The 21,559-nt window shown below is 72.8% G+C and carries 16 protein-coding genes; 11 read left to right on the top strand and 5 right to left on the bottom strand.

Going from position 1 to position 21,559, the window contains the following annotated elements:
• The first annotated feature begins 52 nt into the window (after nucleotides 1-52).
• From flhA to GGD88_RS13345, 7 genes are all read left to right on the top strand, one after another.
• Nucleotides 53-2,233: a flagellar biosynthesis protein FlhA gene (gene flhA, locus GGD88_RS13375; RefSeq protein WP_184436260.1), complete on the top strand. Its 2,181-nt coding sequence runs from the start codon at nucleotides 53-55 to the stop codon at nucleotides 2,231-2,233.
• Nucleotides 2,234-2,435: 202 nt separating this feature from the next.
• Nucleotides 2,436-3,494 carry a flagellar biosynthesis protein FlhF gene (locus tag GGD88_RS13370; RefSeq protein ID WP_184436258.1) on the top strand — a complete coding sequence of 353 codons (1,059 nt, stop codon included), beginning with the start codon at nucleotides 2,436-2,438 and terminating at the stop codon, nucleotides 3,492-3,494.
• Nucleotides 3,491-4,282, top strand: a complete 792-nt coding sequence (locus GGD88_RS13365) for a MinD/ParA family protein (protein ID WP_184436256.1) — start codon at nucleotides 3,491-3,493, stop codon at nucleotides 4,280-4,282. Before GGD88_RS13370 ends, GGD88_RS13365 begins: the two co-directional genes overlap by 4 nt.
• A gap of 28 nt (nucleotides 4,283-4,310) precedes the next feature.
• Nucleotides 4,311-6,323 carry a hypothetical protein gene (locus GGD88_RS13360; RefSeq protein ID WP_184436254.1) on the top strand — a complete coding sequence of 671 codons (2,013 nt, stop codon included), beginning with the start codon at nucleotides 4,311-4,313 and terminating at the stop codon, nucleotides 6,321-6,323.
• A gap of 188 nt (nucleotides 6,324-6,511) precedes the next feature.
• The gene (locus GGD88_RS13355; RefSeq protein WP_184436252.1) at nucleotides 6,512-7,369 is read left to right on the top strand and encodes a hypothetical protein; all 858 of its coding nucleotides are present in this window, start codon (nucleotides 6,512-6,514) and stop codon (nucleotides 7,367-7,369) included.
• An 81-nt stretch (nucleotides 7,370-7,450) separates the two neighbouring features.
• A complete protein-coding gene (gene aptA, locus GGD88_RS13350; protein ID WP_184436250.1) occupies nucleotides 7,451-8,782 on the top strand; it encodes an omega-aminotransferase AptA in 1,332 nt (443 codons plus the stop codon).
• 356 nt (nucleotides 8,783-9,138) lie between these two features.
• Nucleotides 9,139-10,209: a sensor histidine kinase gene (locus tag GGD88_RS13345; RefSeq protein WP_184436248.1), complete on the top strand. Its 1,071-nt coding sequence runs from the start codon at nucleotides 9,139-9,141 to the stop codon at nucleotides 10,207-10,209.
• A gap of 163 nt (nucleotides 10,210-10,372) precedes the next feature.
• Here GGD88_RS13345 and GGD88_RS13340 read toward each other — a convergent pair whose 3' ends face one another.
• Entirely contained in the window at nucleotides 10,373-12,052 is a 1,680-nt protein-coding gene (locus GGD88_RS13340) for a glycine/sarcosine N-methyltransferase (RefSeq protein WP_184436246.1), read from the bottom strand.
• Nucleotides 12,053-12,075: 23 nt separating this feature from the next.
• On the bottom strand, nucleotides 12,076-13,251 hold the full coding sequence (metK, locus tag GGD88_RS13335; protein WP_184436244.1) for a methionine adenosyltransferase: 1,176 nt from the start codon (nucleotides 13,249-13,251) through the stop codon (nucleotides 12,076-12,078).
• Nucleotides 13,252-13,867: 616 nt separating this feature from the next.
• Here metK and GGD88_RS13330 point away from each other — a divergent pair.
• Together GGD88_RS13330 and GGD88_RS18900 are read left to right on the top strand one after the other, a co-directional pair.
• Nucleotides 13,868-14,518, top strand: coding sequence for a DUF3047 domain-containing protein (locus GGD88_RS13330; RefSeq protein WP_246423757.1), 651 nt, complete (start codon nucleotides 13,868-13,870; stop codon nucleotides 14,516-14,518).
• A gap of 318 nt (nucleotides 14,519-14,836) precedes the next feature.
• Nucleotides 14,837-15,721: a cold shock domain-containing protein gene (locus tag GGD88_RS18900; RefSeq protein ID WP_184436240.1), complete on the top strand. Its 885-nt coding sequence runs from the start codon at nucleotides 14,837-14,839 to the stop codon at nucleotides 15,719-15,721.
• Between the two features lie 72 nt (nucleotides 15,722-15,793).
• Here the strand turns inward: GGD88_RS18900 and GGD88_RS13320 are convergent, their stop codons facing one another.
• The 3 genes from GGD88_RS13320 to GGD88_RS13310 form a co-directional block, all read right to left on the bottom strand.
• The gene (locus GGD88_RS13320; protein ID WP_184436231.1) at nucleotides 15,794-17,014 is read right to left on the bottom strand and encodes a trypsin-like serine peptidase; all 1,221 of its coding nucleotides are present in this window, start codon (nucleotides 17,012-17,014) and stop codon (nucleotides 15,794-15,796) included.
• Between the two features lie 238 nt (nucleotides 17,015-17,252).
• The gene (locus GGD88_RS13315) at nucleotides 17,253-17,486 is read right to left on the bottom strand and encodes a BolA family protein (RefSeq protein WP_184436229.1); all 234 of its coding nucleotides are present in this window, start codon (nucleotides 17,484-17,486) and stop codon (nucleotides 17,253-17,255) included.
• A gap of 196 nt (nucleotides 17,487-17,682) precedes the next feature.
• Nucleotides 17,683-19,965 carry a primosomal protein N' gene (locus GGD88_RS13310; protein WP_184436227.1) on the bottom strand — a complete coding sequence of 761 codons (2,283 nt, stop codon included), beginning with the start codon at nucleotides 19,963-19,965 and terminating at the stop codon, nucleotides 17,683-17,685.
• 90 nt (nucleotides 19,966-20,055) lie between these two features.
• Here GGD88_RS13310 and fsa point away from each other — a divergent pair, with 90 nt between their 5' ends.
• Together fsa and GGD88_RS13300 are read left to right on the top strand one after the other, a co-directional pair.
• Complete coding sequence (gene fsa, locus GGD88_RS13305) at nucleotides 20,056-20,718, top strand: fructose-6-phosphate aldolase (RefSeq protein ID WP_184436225.1); 663 nt, start codon at nucleotides 20,056-20,058, stop codon at nucleotides 20,716-20,718.
• Between the two features lie 48 nt (nucleotides 20,719-20,766).
• Nucleotides 20,767-21,471 carry a DUF484 family protein gene (locus tag GGD88_RS13300; protein ID WP_184436223.1) on the top strand — a complete coding sequence of 235 codons (705 nt, stop codon included), beginning with the start codon at nucleotides 20,767-20,769 and terminating at the stop codon, nucleotides 21,469-21,471.
• Nucleotides 21,472-21,559: the final 88 nt, after the last annotated feature.

The raw sequence follows: 21,559 nt of genomic DNA, 5'->3' as shown, positions 1-21,559 counted from the left end.
CGACCGCCCGTGACCCCCTCGGGCGGCCCCCGCGAAACGAAAGACGACGGCGATGGCCGAAGAGACCGGATCACAGGGACAGGTGGTGACCGCCGACGGCGAGGGCGGCGTGCCGGACGGCACCGCAGGCACCGGCGGCGGTGGCGCCGGGGCGGGCGCGCTGGGCGCCATCGGGCGCCGCATCCAGGAAACCCTCTACAGCGGCGAGATCGGGCTGGCGCTCGGCGTCATCGCGATCCTGGTCGTGCTCATCCTGCCGATGCCGCCGTGGCTGCTGGACATCATGCTGGCGCTGTCGCTGACCTTCTCCACCCTGGTGCTGATGACGGTCATCTACGTGCGCAAGTCCATGGAGTTCAACTCGTTCCCCATGGTGCTGCTGATCGCCACGCTGCTCCGGCTGGCGCTCAACCTGGCCTCGACCCGCCTCATCCTGGCCAACGGCCATGAAGGCCCCGACGCCGCCGGCGAGGTCATCCAGGCCTTCGGCGGCTTCATCATGGGCGGCAACTTCGTGATCGGGGTGATCGTCTTCGCCATCCTGGTGCTGGTCAACTTCATGGTCATCACCAAGGGCGCGACCCGCATCGCCGAGGTTTCGGCCCGCTTCACCCTGGACGCCATGCCGGGCAAGCAGATGGCCATCGACGCCGACCTGTCCACCGGCCTGATCACCGAGGACGAGGCCCGTGCCCGGCGCGAGGAGATGCAGCGCGAGGCGGACTTCTTCGGCGCCATGGACGGTGCGTCGAAGTTCGTGCGCGGCGACGCCATCGCCGGCATCCTGATCACCGTCATCAACATCGTCGGCGGCATGGTCATCGGCATGGTCCAGGGCGGCCTGAGCTTCGGCGAGGCCGCCGACGTCTACACCCGCCTGACCGTGGGCGACGGCCTGGTGTCGCAGATCCCGGCGCTCATCGTCTCGGTCGGGGCCGGCCTGATGGTCGCCAAGGGCGGCCTGAAGGACAGCGCCGAGTCCACGCTGGTCACTCAGTTCAAGGCGTATCCGCGCGCGCTTGGCATGTCCGGTCTGATGGCGATGGCCCTGGCGCTGCTGCCGGGCACGCCGTTCCTGCCCTTCACGCTGCTGGCGCTGGCGGCCGGCGGGGCGGCGCTGTACCTGGACCAGAAGGCCCGCACCGCCGCCCGGACGGCGGCCGAGGCGACGCCCGCCGAGCCCCCCGCGCCGGTGGCCGAGGAACCGATCTCGACCGCGCTGCGCATCGACCTGGTGCGGCTGGAGCTGGGCTACGGCCTGCTGTCGCTCATCAACAACGCCACCAGCTCGCGCCTGACCGACCAGATCAAGGCATTGCGCCGCTCGCTGGCGATGGAAATGGGCTTCGTCATGCCCTCGGTGCGCATTCAGGACAACATGCAACTCGGCGCCAACACCTACGTGATCTACATCAAGGAGGTCGAGGCGGGGCGCGGCGAGCTGCGCCCCAACATGCTGCTGGTCATGGATCCGCGCGGCGAGTCCATCACCCTGCCGGGCGAGAAGACCACCGAGCCCACCTTCGGGCTGCCGGCGGTGTGGTCGGACCGCTCCAACCGCGAGGAGGCCATGTTCCGCGGCTACACCGTCGTGGACCCGCCGACCGTGGTGACCACCCACCTGACCGAGGTGGTCAAGGACAACATGGCCGACCTGCTGTCGTTCGCGGAGACCCAGAAACTCCTCGACGAACTGGACAAGGAACACCAGAAGCTGGTGGCCGACCTGATCCCGACCCAGATCTCCACCAGCGGGGTCCAGCGTGTGCTCCAGAACCTGCTGGGCGAACGGGTCTCGGTGCGCGATCTGCCGACCATCCTGGAGGGCATCAGCGAGGCCACCGCGACCACCCGCAACATCCTGCTGGTGACCGAGCACGTGCGCGCCCGCCTGGGGCGTCAGCTCTGCGACGCCAACGTCAACGCCGACGGCATCGTGCCCCTGGTCACGCTGTCGGCGCAGTGGGAGCAGGAGTTCGCCCAGGCGCTGGTGGGCCAGGGCGAGGAGCGCCAGCTCTCGATGGCCCCGTCGCGGTTGCAGGAGTTCATCATGACGGTGCGCCAGACCTTCGAGCGCTTCGCCATGCAGGGCGAGGCGCCGGTGCTGCTGACCAGCCCCGGCATCCGGCCCTACGTGCGCTCCATCGTCGAGCGCTTCCGGCCCAGCACCGTGGTCATGTCGCAGAACGAGATCCACCCCAAGGCGCGCATCAAGACCCTGGGGCAGATCTAGGCGTCCCGGCCCCCCCCTGGTCAAACGGCCAGCGATGTTAGGACAGAGTTAAGGGAGGGGTGCGTACCATCGGCGCAGGGGTGGGCCAAGCATCGCCCGCCGCCTCCTCCGGTCGTGGGACCCTGCCTCCACCCCCCGGTGCCCCCGGCATCGCCGGGGCCGCCGGCGCGGCCCGACCGGATCACGAGAGGACCGCCGGTTCATGCGGCTGAAATGCTACTCCGCGCCCAGCATGGCCGAGGCCATGGCCCTGATCCGCCAGGAACTGGGGGACGACGCCATCATCGTCTCCACCCAGCGGGCGGCCGGCGACGGCGGCATCCGGATCACCGCGGCGGTCGAGGAACCCGGCTCCGACGGCGACCTGCGCACCGCCCTCGCCGACGAAACCGGCGCCGCGGGCCAGGATCTCAGCGACGGCCGCGTGCTGGAGGCGCGCGCCGCCCTGGCGTACCACGGCGCCCCCGAGCGCCTGACCGAGCGCCTGCTGGCCCAGGTCCGCGCCGCCGCGTCGCCGGACCCGGTCGAGGCCTGCGCGGCCGCCCTGGAGTCCGTGTTCGCCTTCGCCCCCCTGCCCGAACGCAAGTCGCCGCGCCCGTTCCTGATCGTCGGCCCGCCCGGGGTCGGCAAGACCATCGCGGTCGCCAAGCTGGCGGCGCGCGCCCGCCTCGCCAACCGCCCGGTCGGCGTCATCAGCGCCGATTCCGTGCGCGCCGGCGCGGTCGCCCAGCTCGCCGCCTTCACCCGCATCCTGGAGGTGGACCTCAAGCGGGCGCGCGGTCCCGACTCGCTGCGCGCCCAGGTCGCCGACAGCGTCGGCGTCCACGATCTGGTGTTCATCGACAGTCCGGGCATCAACCCCTTCTCGACCCACGACACCGCGTTCCTGCGCGAGCTGATCGAGGCCGCGGACGTCGAGCCCATCCTGGTCCTCGCCGCCGGCATCGACCCCATGGAGGGGGCCGAGGCCGGCGAGAGCTTCGCCCGCGTCGGCGCCACCCGCCTGATGGCGACCCGGCTGGACATGGCGCGCCGCCTCGGCGGCATCCTGGCCGCCGCCGACCACGGGCAACTGATGTTCAGCGAGGTGACGATCAGTCCCCACGTCGCCAACGGCCTGGTGCCGATCCACCCGCTGTCCCTGGCCAAGCTGATCCTGCCCCGCCGCGCCCAGGAGGGAGCGCCGACGGGACAGACCCGCGGAGATCCGGCTGACGGTCCGGACCCGTCCTCCCCCTCCGTCGCCGAGGCAACCCGATGACCAACCTCGATCCCACCATGGCCCCGCGTGCGCCGGCTCCGGAGTCCGGCCACAATGTCCTGGCCATCGCATCCGGCAAGGGCGGTGTCGGGAAAACGTGGTTCGCCATCACCCTGAGCCATGCCCTGGCCAAGCGTGGCAAGCGGGTGCTGCTGTTCGACGGCGACCTGGGGCTCGCCAACATCGACATCCAGTTGGGGCTGATGCCGCGCTATGACCTGGGCAGCGTGGTTGCCGGCAAGCTGACCTTGAACCAGGCCGCGACCACGTTCGACACCGGCGGCTTCGACGTCATCGCCGGCCGCTCCGGCTCCGGCAGCCTGGCCAACATCCCGGCCAGCCGCCTGCAACTGGTGGCCGACGACCTGGTGCTGATGGGGCGCGACTACGACCATGTGCTGATCGACCTGGGGGCGGGGGTCGAGAAGGCGGTGCGCCAGCTCGCGCGCGCCGCCAGCACGCTGCTGGTGGTGACCTCGGACGAACCGACCGCGCTCACCGACGCCTATGCCTTCATCAAGATCACCGCCATCGAACGCCCGGACGCGACGCTGAAGGTGGTGGTCAACGCCGCCAACTCGACCCGCGAGGGCGAGCGGACCTACAGCACCCTGCTGAAGGCGTGCCAGGGCTTCCTGCGCATCTCGCCGCCCCTGGCCGGCGTGGTGCGGCGCGACACCCGGGTGCGCGAGTCGATCCGCAACCAGATTCCGCTCCTGACCCGCTATCCCAACAGCGAGGCGGCGCTGGACGTGGAGGCGCTGGCCGACCGTCTGCTGGCCGAGTGACCCGAGCGGCGGCCGGAGGCCCGCGCCCATGAGCACCGTTCCCCCCCCGGCACCGCCGCCCGTACCGGCCCCGGCGCCGGCCCCCGCCGGACCCGCCACCGCCACGGTGACCACGCCGCCGCCGGCCCTGGCGCGGCTGCCGGCGGCCACCCTGCTGGAGGCCCAGGTGGTGCAGGCGGCCCAGCGTGGCCAGCCGGCCCAGGTGCAGACGGCGCTCGGTCCCGTCACCCTGCGGGCCAGCGTGGCGCTGCCGGCCGGCGCGGACATCACCCTGCAACTGCTGTCGATCGCCCGCGGCGAGGCGCTCCTCAAGATCACCGCCCTGAACGGCCGCCCGCTCGCCGCCCCTGCGCCGGCCTCGGGCGGCGCCAGCCCGCCGCCGACGCCCCCGAGCGGCGCCGCGACCCCGACCGCCGCCTTGACCGGGCAGGCCCCCGTGGATGCGGTCGGCGGCGCCGGCGGGCGCGGCCTGCTGACCGCCACCGTGGTGCGCGGGCCGACGGCCGCCCAGCCGGGGACCCCGGGGCCCGCCACCGGGACGATCCTGGGCGAGCCGGCCCCCGTTGGGACCCGCGTCAGGGTCCGGCTGGTCGCCATCCAGTCTCCCGGCCAGTCCCCCAGCCAGTCTCTGGGCCAATCTCCGGGCCAGTTTCCGGGCCAGGCCGCGTCGGGTGCGGCGGCGGCCGGCGGCGCACGCCCCGGTCCCGTCGGCACGGGCGGCCCGGGGACGGTCACCCCTGCCGGAACGACGGGGGCCGCCACGTCCGCGTCGGCGTCCCCGGCCGCCGGCGGCGCGGGCGCCCCGGGCCCCGCCCCAGGAGCCATCCCAGGACCCGTCCCGGGCGCCGCCTCCGGCCGGTTGGCGCCCACCACGGCCCCCGGAACCGGACCGACACCGGGACCAACGGGGGGACCAACGGGGGGACCAACGGGGGCCGGCGGATCCGGCACGGCCGCGCCCACGGCGGGCGCCGCTTCCCCCACCCCGGCGGGCACGCCGGCCAGCGCGGGCGCCGCTGCGGACGGGCCGTCCCCGACGGCCACGGCGGGGCGGGGCGGCGCCACCGCGCCCACCCCGTCCGGCGCCCCCCCGCCGCCACCGGGCGCGGCCGGCGACGGCGCCAGCGCCGGACCAGCCGCGGCCCGCCTGAGCGGCACCCTGTTGAGCGGCGGCCCGGCCGGCCAGAGCCTGTTGCGCACCCCGGCCGGCACCCTGGCGCTGACGGTCCGGCTCGACGCGCCGCCCGGCAGCCAGGTCACGCTCGACCTCGCGGCCCGCCTGCCCCCGCCCGCCGTGGGGACGGCCGGCGCCGCGACCCCGGGCCTGCCCCAGGGCGGCACCACCGGATGGCCGGCCCTGAGCGAGGCGGTGGAGACGCTGAGCCGGGCCGATCCAGCCGCCGGCCGCGCCCTGGAGGCCGCGATCCCGCGTGCGGGACCGCAGCTCGCCGCCGCCATGGTCACGCTGTCGGGGGCGCTGCGCGCCGGCGGCGACATCCGCCAGTGGCCCGGCGAGTCCACCCTGCGCGCGCTGGAGCGCGCCGGCCCGGGCGGCGCCCGGCTGGCCGCGGCCCTGAAGCGCGACCTGGGCGATCTGGCCGGCCGCACTCGCGAGAGCCCCGGCGGCGAGTGGCGCGCCCTGACGCTGCCCCTGGCCGACCATGCCGAGATCAGCCCGATCACCATCATCACCCGGGTGATGGGCGGGCGCGGCGACGCCGACGGCACCGACCCGGAGGACGGCGGCGGCGGAGCGGAGGCGGGCCAGCGGTTCCTGGTCGACGTCACCCTGTCGCGCCTGGGGCGGCTCCAGATCGACGGCCTGATGCAGACCAAGGCCCGGCGCCTGCATCTGATCCTGCGCACCGCCCAGCCGTTGCCGGCCGACATGCGCCACGACCTGCTCGGGCTGGCCCAGAGCAGCCTGAGCGCGCTGGGCCTGGAGGGCGGGCTGTCGTTCCAGGCCGACGGCGCGTTCTTCACCCCGGTGCCGGAGGCCGTCCCGGCCCCGGTCACCCCGAAGGGCGGCGTGATCGCGTGACTCCGGCCGACCACGAGATGGCCCCGGATCGTCGGCCCGCCGGCGTGACCACGCGGCGCGGGCGTTTCCCGGGTGCCCAGAGCGGGCGGCGGCGTGCTAAGACCGGACGGCAGACCGGCCGGGACCGGCGGCCGCCGCCGTCCGGCTCTGCGTCCCCCGTCCCTGCTGCCGCGAGGCGCCGCGCGCCGATGATCGTCGAATGGATCCGTCACCGTCTCACCCCGGCGCCGCGCGGGCTGCGCCGGATGGGCTACCTGCGCGAACTGATCGCCGTGGACGCCCGCCGCCGCCGCAACCGGCGGGCCTGGGGGCCGCACCTGCGGGCCACGCACAGCGTGATCCTTGACCAGGTGGCCCAGCTCGACCGCTGGAACCAGGTGGTGGTGGTCGGCGCCGGCCTGCTCAGCGACGTGCCGGTGGCCACCCTGGCGCTGCTGTTCCGCCGCGTGGTGCTGGTGGATGTGCTGTTCATGCCGTCGGTGCGGCTGACCGCGTTGCGCATCCCGTCGGTGGAGCTGGCCCCGTGCGACGTCACCGGCGTGGTGGAGGCGGTGCGCACCCTGCCGCGCGGGGCACCGCTGCCGCCGTCGCGGCCGGTGATCCCGGGCCTGGCCGACGCCGACCTGGTGGTGTCGTGCAACGTGCTGTCGCAATTGCCGCTGCTGCCGGCGCGTTGGCTGGCGCGCCACCACGACACCGACGAGGCGGCGCTGCTGGCCTTCCGCCGCCGCCTGATCGCCGACCATCTGCACCTGCTGATGGAGGCGCCCTGTCCGGTCTGCCTGGTCACCGACACCGAGCGCCAGGAGATGACGGCCGACCGCCCCACCGCCGCCGAGGACCTGCTGTGCGGTATCGTGCCGGACGTGGAGGGCGCGACCTGGTGGTGGCGGATCGCGCCGCGGCCCGAGGAACTGTGGCTGCACGACGTCCGTCACCACGTCATGGGCGGCCGGCTGCGCGGCGTGCACATGCCGCGCGACGGCGCGGCACGGCCCGGCGCGGCCGCGCCGGCGGACCAGCCGGGCGTGACCGGCGGGGGGTGAGCGGCGGGGGGTGACCAGCGGGGTCGGGCCGGCCTATCCTTGCGATCGCGTCTCGACCCCGTCCGCCGGAGCCCGCCCGCCATGACCTTCGACCCGCACGCCCCCGTGGCCAACGACCTGACCGCGTTCTGGATGCCGTTCACCGCCAACCGCCAGTTCAAGGGCGCGCCGCGCCTGCTGGTGGCGGCCGAGGGCATGCACTACACCAGCCACGACGGCCGCGCGATCCTGGACGGCACCGCCGGCCTGTGGTGCGTCAACGCCGGTCACGGGCGGCGCGAGATCGTCGAGGCCGTCCGCGCCATGGCCGGCCAGCTCGACTACGCCCCGGCGTTCCAGATGGGCCACCCGCTGGCCTTCGACCTGGCCAACCGGCTGGTCCAGGGGATGCCCGAGGGCATCGACCATGTCTTCTTCACCAACTCGGGCTCGGAGGCGGTGGAGACCGCCCTCAAGATCGCCCTGGCCTACCACCGCACCCGCGGCGAGGGCAGCCGCACCCGCCTGATCGGGCGCGAGCGCGGCTACCACGGGGTCAACTTCGGCGGCATTTCCGTCGGCGGGATCGTCAACAACCGGCGCCTGTTCGGCGGCCTGCTGGGCGGCGTCGACCATCTGCCCCATACCCACCTGCCGGAACGGAACGCCTTCACCCCGGGCCAGCCGGCGCACGGCGCCCACCTGGCCGACGAGCTGGAGCGGCTGGTGGCGCTGCACGGGGCGGAGACCATCGCCGCCGTCATCGTCGAGCCCATGGCCGGCTCGACCGGGGTACTGCTGCCGCCCCGGGGCTACCTGGAGCGGCTGCGGGAGATCACCGCGAAACACGGCATCCTGTTGATCTTCGACGAGGTCATCACCGCCTTCGGCCGTCTGGGCAGCGCCACCGCGGCCGAGCACTTCGGCGTCACCCCCGACATCCTGACCACCGCCAAGGCGATCAACAACGCCGCCGTGCCCATGGGGGCCACGTTCGTGACCGGCGCCATCCACGACGCCTTCATGACCGGGCCGGACCACCTCATCGAACTGTTCCACGGCTATACCTATTCGGCCCACCCGCTGGCCTGCGCCGCCGCCATGGCCACCCAGGAGCTGTATCGCGCCGAGGGCCTGCTGACCCGCGCCCGCGACCTGGAGGCGGCCTGGGCCGACGCGGTGTTCTCGCTGAAGGGCCTGCCCCACGTCATCGACCTGCGCTGCATGGGCCTGATCGCCGGCATCGAGCTGGAACCGCGCCCCGGCGAGGCGGGCAAGCGGGCCTTCGAGGTGTTCCTGAAGGCCTACGAGATGGGCCTGCTGATCCGGGTCACAGGCGACATCATCGCGCTGTCGCCGCCGCTCATTATCGAGCCCGGGCAGATCGACCAGCTCTTCGGCACGCTGGCCGAGGCGATCCGGGCAGTACCCTAGCGCGGATCGCAATCGGCTGTAACCGGGGGCGGCCAACGCCCCCCACTCCGGACGAGTCCAGCTATTCGCATGCGACCCTCAAGACCTGACACCACTTCTGATCACCACAAGGAAGACCGTGCCCAATCTCGGTCAGTGTGATAGTCTGCGCGTGAAGAATGGTCCGGCTATCCCCAGGTGTATAGTCTCCGGGTTTATTCGCGCATTGCGCCCTTCGTTTTTTGGAGCCTCGTCTCGCGGATACCGCGATCGCAGCCTCCAACCGGTCCGCGCCGCTGAGGCGCCGGTGCCGCGTTCACCGTCCGCCGTACCACGGCGGACGGGCCCCGTCCCGTCTTCTGCCGCAGGCCCCCGCGATGACCCCGTCAGGCCCCCGCCCCCGTCCCCCCTCCAGCGCCCCGGATGACGGCACCGAGCCCTCCGTCAGGGCCGACCGGCGCTGGGCGCGGATCGAGGCCCTGGTGCTGCTGTTCACCGGGTTGACGGTGTTCCTTGTGGCGATCGACCTGGACGCCTTCGAGTGGCTGGCCGCGTATACCCGGCGCTACGAGGACTACGAGGTCGACGAGTTTTTCACCGCCGCCATCGTCATGGCCGGGTTCCTGCTGGTCTTTTCCATCTCCCGCATGGTGCAGTTGACGCGGGTGTTGCGGCGATTGGAGCGCACCCAATACGAGTTGCGGGAGGCCGTCGCGTTGTCGGACCGGTTGCGGACCGAAGCGGAGGCCGCCACCAAGGCCAAATCGAACTTCCTGGCCGCCACCAGCCACGAGCTGCGCACCCCGCTCAACGCCATCCTCGGCTTCGCGGAGATTATGCGCGACCGCCACATCCCCAACGCCGACCTCGACACCTACGCGACCTACGCCGGCGATATTCATCGCAGCACCACCGACCTGCTGGCCATCCTGGAGGACCTGCTTGACATCTCGAAGGTCGAGGCCGGCCGCACCACGCTGACGTTGGAAGCGGTGGCGGTGCGCCCCGTGGTCGACCGCTGCCTGAACACCCTTCGGGAACGCGCCCGCGAGCGGCGCCTGCACATCAGCGTCCGCATCGCCGACGACGACGGCACGGTGTGGGCCGACGCCCATGCGCTGCTGCGCATGATCACCAACCTCGTCACCAATGCCATCAAGTATAACCGGCCCGGCGGCTCCATCGTCATCCGGGCCGGCACGGTGACCCCGGCGCGCTACGAGATCAGCGTCTCGGACACCGGCATCGGCATCCCGCGCAAGGACATCCCGCGCATGCTGCTGCCCTACGAGCGCGGCGCCGGCACGACCACGGCGGCGGAGCCCGGGGTCGGGCTCGGCCTGGCCATCGTCAACACGTTGATGGCCCGCCACGGCGGCACGGTTCACGTGGACAGCCTGGTTGGCGAGGGCACCACGGTCACCCTGCGCTTCCCCGCGGTGACCTGACGCGGTCCCCGCGCCTCCGGACTCGCCGCGCGAGTCCGGTTTGTCGCAATCGGCTGAAACGCGCCCGAACGCGCAACCGCCCCACCCCGGCGGGCGGGATGGGGCGGCTTCGCGGGGATGCGCCGCCGGGCGCCGGACGACGCCGACGCCCGGCGGCCCGGGATCACGCCTCCGGCTTGCGGAAGTGCAGGATGCCCCAGACCAGGTGCCCGGCGGTGCCCGCCTTCACCCAGTTGTCCAGGCCCACCAGCATGCGGTCCAGGTAACCGCGGCTGGAGAGGCGGGCGACCTCGTTGTACTGCTCGCGCAGCACCTCGGCGACACGGCCGTAGTGCTTGGGCAGGTGATCCGTCAGGTCGGTGACCGAGACGGTCTCGAAGCCGACGCGCGCGGCGGCCTCGCGGTAGAACTTCACCGAGCCCAGGTTCTCCAGGTGGATGCGGTCGTACACCGGCTGCAGCACGCCGTCGGGCACGTCGTCCACCTCCATCGGGTCGGTGAAGATCAGGTGCCCGCCGGGCTTCAGCACCCGGAACGCCTCCTCCAGCACCAGTTCGCGGTCGCCGGCGTGCAGGATGGCGTCCTGCGACCACACCACGTCGAAGCGCGCGTCGGGTTCCGGCACGTCCTCGAAGCTGCCGTGCACGACGGTGATCTTGTCGGCCAGCCCCTGCTCCTCGGACAGGCCGCGGTTGCGGGCGTTCTGGGTCTCGGAAATGTTCAGGCAGTGCACCCGGCAGCCGCGCAGGGCCGCCAGCCGCCGCGCCGCCCCGCCGTAGCCGGCGCCGATGTCCAGCACCCGGCTGTCCGGCCCAAGCTGCACCTGTTCGGCCATGGTGTCGACGGTGCGCCGGCTGGCGTCCTTGATGGTCTCGCCGGCCTGATCGGTGTACAGGCCGATGTGGATGTCCTCGCCGCCCCAGATGTGGAAGTAGAAGTTGTCGGCGTCGTCGCTATCGTAATAGGTCTCGGCCACCGAGGCGATCTTGTGCAGGTCACGGTCGCCGCGCCCGGCCTCGTAGCTCTTGTCCACGATGTGGATGAAGAAGTCCGGGTCGTCCTCCTGGTAGGTTTCCTGGAAGTCCCCGAAGGTGCGGATGCGCTGGAACCCGGCCTCGCTCAGCAGCCGCCGCATGTAGTTCTTGCGCAGCGGGAACATGTTGAGCTTGTACTCGGACTTGTCCGGGAAGGCGTAGCGGAAGCGCGTCAGGCCCTCGTCCACGTGCTCGGGCTCGGCCGTCACGCGGTCGCCGCAATAATAGAACTTGTGCTTGGTGGAATAGCCATTGTCCAGAATGGCGTCGTAGTTGCGCTGGTCGATGATCAGCACGCCGTCATGCTTCAGCGCGGCGTAGAACTCCGCCAGTGCGCGCCGCCGGTCCTGCTCCTGGAACAGGTGGGTAAAGCTGTTGCCCAGGCAGATGATGGCGTCGAACTTGCCGTGGATATCGCGGTTCAGGGTGCGCCAGTCGGCGTGACAGGTGCGCAGGATGATGTGGTGATCCTTGGCGTTCTCGAACGCCTTGGCCAGCATCGCCGCCGAGCCGTCCACCGAGGTGACGTCGAAGCCGGCCTTGACGAGCTGCACCGAATGGAAGCCGGTGCCGCAGGCGACGTCCAGGACCTTGGTCTTGCCGCGGGCCTTCAGCATGTCGATGAAGAACTGCCCCTCGCTCTCGGCGCGGGCGCCCCAGTCGATCAGCTCGTCCCATTTCTCGACGAAGGTCTGGACGTATTCGCCGCGGTACAGGTCGCTGTCGCGGGCGGCGATGGGATCGTCGCCGATGTCCTGTTCGCGGGCCACCAGGTCACTGTTGCGGTCGCGGAAGTCGATCGTGTCCATGGTCGGGGGTCCTCCTGTTCGGCCTATTCGGCGGCGGGGCGGGTGCCGGCCGCATCGGCCAGCGCCGCGGCGCGATCGGTCGCCTCCCAGGGCACGCCGGCGCGGCCGAAGTGGCCATTGGCGGCGGTCTGGCGGTAGATCGGGCGCAGCAGGTCGAGCATCGCGATGATGCCCTTGGGCCGCAGGTCGAAGTGGGTGCGCACCAGGGTCTCGATGCGGGCTTCGGGGATGGTGCCGGTGCCGAAGGTGTCGACCCGCACCGAGACCGGCTGGGCGACGCCGATGGCATAGGCGAGCTGGACCTCGCAGCGGTCGGCCAGGCCGGCCGCCACCACGTTCTTGGCCACGTAGCGGGCGGCATAGGCGGCGGATCGGTCGACCTTGGACGGGTCCTTGCCCGAGAAGGCGCCGCCGCCGTGGCGGCCCATGCCGCCGTAGGTGTCGACGATGATCTTGCGGCCGGTCAGGCCGCAGTCGCCGACCGGACCGCCGATGACGAAGCGGCCGGTGGGATTGATGTGATAGGTGGTGGCGTCGTCGAGGAACGCCGCCGGCACGCATGGCTTGACGATTTCCTCGATCACCGCCGCGCGCAGGGTGGCGTGGTCGACGTCCTCGTCGTGCTGGGTCGACAGCACGATGGCGTCGATGCCGGCCGGCCGGCCGCCCTCGTAGCGGACACTGACCTGGCTCTTCACGTCCGGCCGCAGCCACGGCAGCGTGCCGCTCTGGCGCACCGCGGCCTGGCGCGCGGTCAGACGATGGGCGAGCTGGATCGGCAGCGGCATCAGGTCGTCGGTCTCGCGGCAGGCGAACCCGAACATCAGGCCCTGGTCGCCGGCGCCCTGCTCCAGGTCGAGGCCGCGCCCCTCGTCGACGCCCTGGGCGATGTCCGGCGACTGCTTGTCCAGTGCCACGAGAACCGCGCAGGAGCGGCCGTCGTATCCATACCGCGGGTCGTCGTAGCCGACGTCGAGGATGGTATCGCGGGCCACCTGGGCGTAGTCGACGTGGGCCGTGGTGGTGATCTCGCCGGAAAGGATGCACATCCCGGTGTTGACCATGGTCTCGCACGCCACGCGGGCGGCGGGGTCCTGGGCCAGGATGGCGTCCAGGATGGCGTCCGAGATGCTGTCGGCGAGCTTGTCGGGGTGTCCGGCACCCACCGATTCGGAGGTGAAGATATAGCTGTCGGTCAAGACGCTCGGTCTCCCTGGTCAGGGCCGCGGGTGCGCGTCCGCGACCGACGCAAGGGATCGGTCGGGCACGGCGCCCGCAGGCACGGTGATCGGTCGGTCGCGAGCCGTGGGACAAACGGACGCACGGACCCGTGGCCCGCCGCCGGCAGAAAACGACACACTGCTGTCCCGGGCGCGCCGCCGTGACTGCGGCGCGCAGAGTTGCCCTGCGGCCCGCGCCTTCGGCGGTGCACGACAGGGACGCGAGTAAACCCACGCCGAATCGGACCGACGCGCCGGAATGGCGCCGCCGGCCAGGGTGGAGGCGGCCGCCGACGCGGGGTGGCGTCGTTGAGTGGGGCGCGGCCGTCCGTTCGCGCTGCACAGCGTACACGGACCGGGGCGCGGGTTCTAGGCCCGTGTTCCAACTTTCGGTCCATGACGGATCGGGCGAACGAGACCGGGCGCCCGGTTCTCAAGTGAATCCGGGCACCCCGGACCGGGGTCGGGGCGGGCCGGTGACGGTTTCGTGTCGCTCCTGCGCCGCCCCCCCTGGGCGCCCGGGTCTTGCATCGCCACGTGTCCGGGCGGTGGTCCCCGTCGTAAGGATCAGGTCATGCGCCGAGTCGCCCCTGTCATGCGCCGAGTCGTCCCCGCCGTCGTCGCCCTGCTGGCGACGGGCCTCCTCGCGCCGGCCGGCGCAGAAACCGAGCAGACCGCGTTCGCGCCGGCGGACCTGCTGGCCTGGGAGCGTCAGGTCTTCGTCGGCACGACGGCCTACGCCCTCGACCACGTGGCGGGCCGGCCGGCGTTGCGGGCCACGTGCCGCGACAGCGCCTCCGGCCTGGTCCGGCGCCAGACCGTCGACCTGACCAAGACGCCGATCCTGGAATGGTCGTGGCGTGTCGAGGCGGTTCCCGCGGCCGGCCCGAGCGAGCGCACCAAGGCCGGCGACGACTACGTGGCACGGCTGTACGTGATCCGGGACGGCGGTCTGCTGCCCTGGCGCACGCGGGCGGTGAACTACGTCTGGGCGGCCGGAGAGCCCGCCGGGGCCGACTGGCCCAATGCCTACGCCGATCAGGCCCACATGGTGGCGGTGGCCTCCGGGCCACCGGCCGCGCCGGGCGCCTGGGTGACCGCCCGCCGCGACGTGCGGGCCGACTTCCGCCGCTTCCACGACCTGGCGGTGGACGCGATCGACGCCGTGGCCCTGATGACCGACTGCGACGACCGCGGCGGGACCTGGCGGGCCTGGTACGGCCCGGTGCGCTTCGTGCCCCGGTAGCGCCGCGGCGACCGACACCCGATTCGCCCCCGGACACACCCGAAAGCAGGCCAAAGGACGGTGATACGGCCATAGGTGCGTGACGCCGGAGGCTGTGGCCGGGGCGGGTGGTCCGTCCCGCAGGCGCTATACCAACGAACGAGATCTCCTCCGTTGGGCGTTGACATTGCCCGGCCGAACGCTTCCCCTGAGGTAGCATAGCCGCTCGGTTTTTCGGGCTTACCCAGCGTGTGGGGTTGCCAGCATCCCTGGTGCCCCTGCATAGTTCATAGGCGCTTGGTGCTGGAGCGCGCCTTTTGTGGGCGGAGGGGGACGACCATGACCAAGGTCACCGTCAAATGGTATAACCCGAAAAAGGGCTTCGGTTTCGTCCGTCCGGAAGAGGGACTGCCGGACGCGTTTCTGCATGTCTCCGCGGTCGAGGCCCGCGGTCTCGACCGCTTGCCGGAGGGCACCCAGCTCACCTGCACCCTGATCGAGGGACCGAAGGGCTGGGAGGTGCAGACCATCGACGCGGTGCTGGAGGTGCCCGAACCCAGTTGTGCCGCCGACCCGGAGACGCTGAACGAGGGCCTCACCGGCGTGGTGAAGTTCTTCAACGCATACAAAGGCTTCGGGTTCGTCACCCGGGACAGCGACCAGGCCGACGTGTTCGTGCACGTGCGCACGCTGGAACAATGCGGGCTGTTCGATCTGGTCGAGGGCCAGACGGTGCGCATGACGGTCAGCGAGGGTCCCAAGGGCCTTCAGGCCGACGTGGTCGCGGTGGTGGCCGAGCCGGAGCGCCCCACCGGGCCGCTGCTGCGCTGGCGCGCCGCCTACGCGCTGGGAGATCCGGAGACCGACGCCGAACACCGCGAACTGGTGACCCTGGTGAACAGCCTGCACGACCGCTGGGCCGCCAACGCCGGCCGCGACGAGATCGCGCGCCTGTTCGACCGCCTGCTGGCCAGCGCGGTCTGCCACATGGACCGCGAGGACGGCCGCTGGGGCCGCGGTGCCGGCGAGCCGCTGGCCGCCAGCCGCTGGCGCTGGCTCAAGGACATGACCGACTTCCGCAGCCGCCACCTGGCGGCGCCGCGCCCGCCGCGCTTCACCGAGGACATGGCCGAGTTCCTGCGGGCCTGGGTGACGGCGCATATCCTGGCCGAGGTCGGCTCACAACCGCGCGTGGTGGGGGCGACCGCCGCCGCCGGGTCCTGAGCGGGGCCGCCGGCGCGGGAGCCGCGAGGGGCCGCCGCGGTCAGCCGAACAGCGCGTCAGCCGAACAGCGCGTCAGCCGAACAGCGCGTCCGCGCCCTCCAGCGCCGCGCCGGCCGGATCGCGCGCGCCAACCACCGCGACCCCGCCGTCGTCGACGATCGCGTCGGCCCCCGCCAGGCGCAGGGGCGCGGCCAAGCCCGCCCCGCTCTCCAGCACCGTGGCGGCGGCGCCGTCGTAGGCATCCTGGCGCCGCGCATCGTCCAGCAGGTACAGCACCGCCTCGGCCATCACGTCGGGAACGCTGCGCCCGGCCGTCAGGCTGCTCTCGAAGTAGTCGACCGCGCCCGCGTAGCCCGCGCTCTGTGGCGACAGCCCCATGTGGCCGACCACGATCACGTCGATCTTGGCGCCGAGCGTGGACAGGCCGCTGAACTGGCCCTGGAACTCCGACCATGCGGACAGCACCGCGGCGGTGCCCGTCACGGTCGACCACGCGGCGGCGGAGACCTCGGCCGCGATGGCGTCGTCCGGCGGGCGGCCGAGCATCAGGTTGAACACGGCGATATCGGCGGAGTCGAACGGATCGGACGGCGGGTCGTCGTCGGGCGCCGAGCCGTCGGCCAGCAGGGCGTCGTTCTCCGTCATCACGTCGCTGATCCACCACCAGTGATCCCGGAACGAGGTGGCGACCAGCCCGGTGGAGACCACCCCGACGGCGAACGGACCGTCGCCGTAGTCGTAGTACACCGGACCGCCGGAGTTGCCCGGGTTCACCTCCAGGTCGTTGTTGTAGTACAGAACGCTGTCCTGGCTGTGATGCCAGACGGAGCCGCCGTCGTACATCAGGGCGCGGCCGTACAGGGCGGGATGGCCCAGCAGCCCGACGGCCCCGCCGGAGAACCCGGGGTCGACGCCGAACCAGCCGTACACGTCGCCCACGGGCTCGCGCAGCGAGATCAGCGCCATGTCGTACTCGGAGCCGCGCAGGGTATTCAGCCGCAGGTCCCCGGTCTCCAGCAGGCCGTCCCCGTCCGGGTCGAAGTCCGGGTAGTAGTGATACTGGAAGTCGTCGTAGAATACGTTGTCCGGCGCGCCGGGTTCGTACGACGGCGCGACACGGACATAATCGGGCGTCCCGCCGAGGGTCTGGTCGTACAGGACGTGCGAGGCGGTGACGATATCGTTGCGCCCGACCAGGAACCCGGTGCCCGTGAAGGTCTGCGTGCCCCAGGTGGACTCGATGAAGACCACGGCGCGGGCCGGATACTGGTCGTCGTCGGCTTGATAGGTCATGACGCCGATCCCCTGGCGGCCGATCTGGGCCCGGGAAGGTTGCGCCCATCCTTCGGCCCGGTCAACCGGCTCCCCCGCCGCGCGCCGCCACCCTGGGCGGGCCGGCGCGAGGCTGGACGGACCCGGCCCCCGCCCGCGCCCGACTCCGGGCCGTCGTGCCCCACAGACGCCCGAGAGACACCCGGGAGACGCCCGGGAGGGGGGGCGAGGTGCGCGACGGCCGAAACCGGGGGTCGGCTCAGTCGGGCGCCCGGGTCTGCAACGCGAGGGCGTGCAGTTCGCCGCCCATCTTCCCCTTCAGGGCGGCGTAGACCATCTGGTGCTGCTGCACCCGGGTCTTGCCCCGGAACTGCTCGGAGACGATCTGCGCCGCGTAGTGGTCGCCGTCACCCATCATGTCGTCGATCGCCACCTGAGCGTCCGGGAACGCCTCCTTGATCATGGTCTCGAGCGTGCCGGGGTCCATGGCCATGGTCGGAGTCTCCCTGTGTGATACCGGCCGGTATGATGTCGCAAGCCTGCGGCCGCGTGGGCGGGCGGCCGGCCGGACCGACCGCCCTGCGGCGGGGGTGTCGGGCTCAACCTACCCCAGCGCGCGGCGCGCGGCCAGCACCGGGGCCGCGCCTTGATACGGGCCGGCCCGTCGCCCCCTCCCCGGGCGCGCCGCCTCACAAAAATCCATACGGGTCCACGTCCACCTTGACCCGCACCCCCGGGGGCAGCGGGGCGGCGGCCTCCAGCCAGGCCCGGACCAGCGGCTGCACCCGCACCGAGCGCGCCGCCTTGAGCAGCAGGCGGTGGCGGTGCTGGCGGCGCAGCACGGCCAGCGGCGCCGGTGCCGGCCCCAGCACCTCGACGTCTTCGGCCTGGGGCGCGGTGCGGCCCAGGGCCTTGCCGGCGGCGATCACGGCCTGCTCGTCCAGCCCCGAGACGATCAGGGCCACCAGCCGCCCGAACGGCGGCATGCGCAGGGCCTGGCGGGTCTCGGCCTCCAGGGCCAGGAACCGCTCGGCGTCGTCGGCGGCCAGCGCCTGCATGACGGGGTGGTCGGGGTCGCAGGTCTGCAACAGCACCCGGCCCGGTCGCTGGGCCCGCCCGGCGCGGCCGGCCACCTGGTGCAGCAACTGAAACGTGCGCTCGGCCGCGCGCAGGTCGCCGCCGGCCAGCCCCAGGTCGGCGTCCACCACTCCGACCAGGGTCATCAGCGGGAAGTGGTGGCCCTTGGCCATCACCTGGGTGCCGATGACGATGTCGACCGCCCCCTGTTCGATGCGTTCCACCAGCGCGGCGGCGGCGGTCGGCCCGGTCAGGGTGTCCGACGCCGCCACCGCCAGCCGCGCCGCCGGAAAGCGCGCCGCCACCTCCTCGGCCAGCCGTTCCACCCCGGGGCCGCAGGCGGCCAGGGCGTCGGGGGCGTCGCAGGCCGGGCAGCGCTCCGGCAACGGCAGCCGGAAATCGCAGTGATGGCAGCGCAGCTCGCGGCGCTGGCGATGCTCCACCAGCCAGGCGGCGCAGTTCGGGCACTGCAACCGGTGCCCGCAGGCCCGGCACAGGGTCAGCGGGGCGTAGCCGCGCCGGTTCAGGAACAAGAGCGTCTGTTCGCGCCGCGCCAGGGTGGCTGCCATGGCGTCCAGCAGCGGCGGCGCCAGGAAGCTCTGGGCCGGCACACCCTGACGGTCCCATTTTTCCGGCGCCTGCGCGCGCAGGTCCACGGTTTCCAGGGTCGGCATTTCCGCGCCGCCGTGGCGCCGCGACAGCCCCACATGGGCATAGCGCCCGGCGCGGGCGTTCAGCACCGTTTCCAGCGACGGCGTGGCCGACGCCAGCACCACCGGCAGCCCGCCGGCACGGGCGCGCACCACCGCCATGTCGCGGGCGTTGTAGGGCACCCCGTCCTCCTGCTTGTAGGCGCCGTCGTGCTCCTCGTCGACGACGATCAGCCCCAGGTCGGGGAACGGCAGGAACAGGGCCGAGCGCGCCCCCACCACCACCGGGGCGCGGCCGAAGGCCACCGCGCGCCAGATGTCGCGGCGCTGGGCCCGCGGCAGGTCGGAATGCCAGGGCACCGGCGGGGCGCCGAAGCGGGCCTGGAACCGCTCCGGCCAGCGCGCGGTGAGCGCGATCTCCGGCAGCAGCACCAGGACCTGGCGGCCCTGGGCCAGGGTCTCGGCCATGGCCTCGAAATAGACTTCGGTCTTGCCGGAGCCGGTCACGCCCTCCAGCAGGGTGACCGAGAAGCCGCGCCGGGCGGCGTCCCGGAGCGCGTCCGCCGCGTGCGCCTGATCGGGCGACAGCGTCGGGCCGGGGTGGCGCGGGTCGGGTTGGGGGACCGCCGGCTCCTCCACCACCGGCACCGGGGCCAGCGCGCCGCCCTCGGCCAGGCCCTTGACCACCGCCGGCCCGACGCCGGCGCGCCGGGCCAGGTCGGCGGCGGTCGGCGGCGGCGCGGCTGGCGGCCAGGCCGCGGCGGCGGCCAGGGCCTTGCGGCGGGCGTCGGTGGCGCGCAGGGCGGTCTCGCTCAGGTCCGTCACCCGCGCGGCATAGCCGGTGCGCGGCCTGGGCGGCTCCAGGGCCTCCGGCACGCTGAGCGCCATGCGCAGCACCTGCCCGGCCGGGGCCAGCGTGTAGGCCGCGCACCAGTCGATCAGGGCGCGCAGGGCGGCCGGCATCGGCGGCACGGCCAGGCGCTCCAGCAGCGGGCGCAGCTTGTGCTCGGGCACGTCGGCGGCGCCCTCGCCCCACACCACGCCGACCTCGACCCGCCGGCCGAGCGGCACCCGCACCAAAGCGCCCGGCTGCGGCGGCGGGTCCCAGTCCGGCGGCACGGCGTAGTCGTAGGGCGCGTCCACCGGCACCGGCAGCCGCACCGCCACCCGGGGCGCGGCCCCGAACAGGGAGCCCGGCGGCGCCGGGGGGCCGTCCGGGGGTGAACTGGCGCGCCCGGATGTCATCGGCTACACTCCGCCCGGCGCCCGCGACGGGCGCGACGGGGCCCGCGTCGGCCGGGCCAGCGGGATGAAACCAGAGGACCCCTCCGCGTCATGAAGTTCTTCGTCGATACGGCCGACGTGGCCGAGATCCGCGATCTTGCCGCCACCGGCCTGGTGGACGGCGTCACCACCAACCCCAGCCTGGCCGCCAAGACCGGGCGGGACTTCCTGGACATCGTCACCGAGATCTGCGCCCTGGTGCCGGGGCCGGTCAGCGCCGAGGTGGTGGCCACCGAGACCGACGGCATGCTGCGCCAGGCCCGCGCCCTGCGCAAGATCGCCCCCAACGTCACCATCAAGCTGCCGCTGACGCCGGACGGCCTGCGCGCCTGCAAGACCCTCTCCGACGAGGGCACGATGGTCAACGTCACGCTGTGCTTCTCCGCCGCCCAGGCCATCCTGGCCGCCAAGGCCGGCGCCACCTTCGTCTCGCCCTTCGTCGGCCGTCTCGACGACATCGGCCACGACGGCATGGCCCTGATCGCTGATATCGTGCAGATCTACGGCAACTACCCGGCGTTCTCGACCGAGGTGCTGGTGGCCTCGGTACGGCATCCGATTCACGTGGTCGAGGCCGCCCGCCTGGGGGCCGACGTGGTCACCCTGCCGCCCAAGGTGCTGCGCCAGCTCTGCGCCCATCCGCTGACCGATACGGGTCTGGCCGCCTTCCTGGCCGACTGGGCGAAGACCGGCCAGACCATTCCGGAGGCGTGACGTGACGCGCCCGCCCGATCCGACGACCCGTGCCGGCCGGAGGCCGTCTTGAACGACAACAGCCCGCCCCTGACCGACGACGACGTGCTGGCCTTCCTGGCCGAGAATCCGGCCTTCCTGGACCGGCATCCGGAGGCGATCCTGCATCTCGTCATGCCGGCGTCCCGGCACGGCGCCGACGTGGTGGACATCCGCGACTTCGCCATCCGCCGCCTGCAGGAGGAGCTGCGCGACATGCGCGACGGCACCGATGCGCTGATCCAGACCACGCGGATCAACATGTCGCTGCTCAAGCGCACCCACCAGGCGGTGCTGACCGTGCTGGCGGGCGACGAGAAGGGCGCGCTGGGCGAGACCGTGGCCGACGACCTGCCGCTGCTGCTCGACGTCGACGTGGCGGCGCTGCGGTTCGAGAACGCGGGCCGTCTGCCGGCCCGGGCGGCTCCCCTGGCGACGCTGCCGGCGGGCTACGTCGACCAGGTCGCGCCGCGGGCGCGGCCGATCGCGCTGCGGCCCCAGGCCAGCGGGGACGCCCGCGTGTTCGGCCCCGGCGCCGGACTGGTGGCGAGCGATGCCCTGGCCCGCCTGGAGCCCGGCAACGGTCACCCGCCGGGGCTGCTGGCGCTGGGCTCGCGTCGGGACGGGGCCTTCGACGAGGACCAGGCCAGCGACCTGCTGTCCTTCGTCGCCCGCGTGGTCGAGCACTGCGTGCGCCAGTGGACCTTCGGCGACCGCCCCGACGCGCCCGGCTGAGCACGCAGGCGACTCCCGCGTCTCGGGGCCATGCCGCGGCGCGGGATCGTCGGTCCGCCCCTTGACCCCTGGCGGCGTGACGCCTCTA

The sequence above is a fragment of the Roseospira goensis genome (assembly GCF_014197795.1).
Lineage (GTDB): Bacteria > Pseudomonadota > Alphaproteobacteria > Rhodospirillales > Rhodospirillaceae > Rhodospira > Rhodospira goensis.
This window is presented reverse-complemented; position numbering and strand designations above follow the sequence as displayed.